We start from the raw sequence: 1091 nt of genomic DNA, 5'->3' as shown, positions 1-1091 counted from the left end.
GCGATCACCGCCGCCGGCGGCAGACCAGCCGAGGCGGTGGCGCTGCTGGCATTGGTCGCCGGCCAGGACGTCGAGCCCGCCGAGGATTCCGATGGCACCGACGGCCGGTGGCGCATCGCCCGCCGCACCGTCCCGGACCGGGTGATCTCTACCGTGGACCCCGATGCCCGGCACGCACACAAGACCCGCGAGCGCCGCCAGGACGGGTTCAAAGCGCACATCGTGGTCGAACCCGATACCGGGCTGACCACTGCGGCCCGGCTGACTCGGGCCAGCGGTCCGGACAATTCCGACGCCGCCGTCGGTGCGGACCTGGTGACCACAGATCCCACCACTACAGACGTCGAGCACATTGAAGTGCTCGGGGACTCGGCGTATGCCACCGGCGACATGCTGCGCACCCTGGACCAAAAGCAGTGGCTGCCCCTGGTCAAACCCTGGCCTACCAGGCCCGCTGTGGACCGTGGGTTCACGATTGACGACTTCATCTTCGACACCACTACCGGCACGCTGACCTGCCCTGCAGGTGTCACACGAACCCCCTCGACGAAGGGGACCGTCACGTTCAGCGTTGCCTGCCGCGGCTGCCCACTACGCCATCGGTGCACGACCTCGGCAGCTGGCCGCAAGGTAGTACTCGGCGAGCATCACCTCCTGCAACGCCAGCACCGCCAACGGGCCAGCGACGAAGAATTCCAGACCACCTACCGGCAGCATCGACCGATGGTCGAACGCTCCATCGCCTGGCTCACCCGAGGCGCCCGCCGCGTGCCCTATCGCGGGGTGGATAAGAACAACAGCTGGCTCCACCACCGCGCCGCCGCCCTCAACCTGCGTCGACTGCTAGCCATGGGCCTGACCCACCAGAACGGAGCTTGGGCACTGGCCTGACCAGCAGTTAGGGGAGCCGCCTCTCGCCGATGGCCGGTGAGACCGCGCAGGATCACATCAAGTGGACCGAAGGCCCTCGGTCGTCGCACCCAGAGTGCTGACCTAAAACGCCGCTCGCCATCCCACCGGTGACGCCCGGGACCGCCGCTCACACGACCGCCAACCCCAATAGCGCCTTGTTCAGCAGTCTCCTAGGGCGT

At 67.6% G+C, this 1091-nt stretch carries 1 pseudogene; it reads left to right on the top strand.

Annotated features, from left to right (window positions below):
- Positions 1 to 891, top strand: a pseudogene (locus G6021_RS17515) (transposase); the annotation flags it as partial.
- Positions 892 to 1091: the final 200 nt, after the last annotated feature.

The organism is Dietzia sp. CW19 (assembly GCF_014145265.1).
Taxonomy (GTDB): Bacteria; Actinomycetota; Actinomycetes; order Mycobacteriales; family Mycobacteriaceae; genus Dietzia; species Dietzia natronolimnaea.
This window is presented reverse-complemented; position numbering and strand designations above follow the sequence as displayed.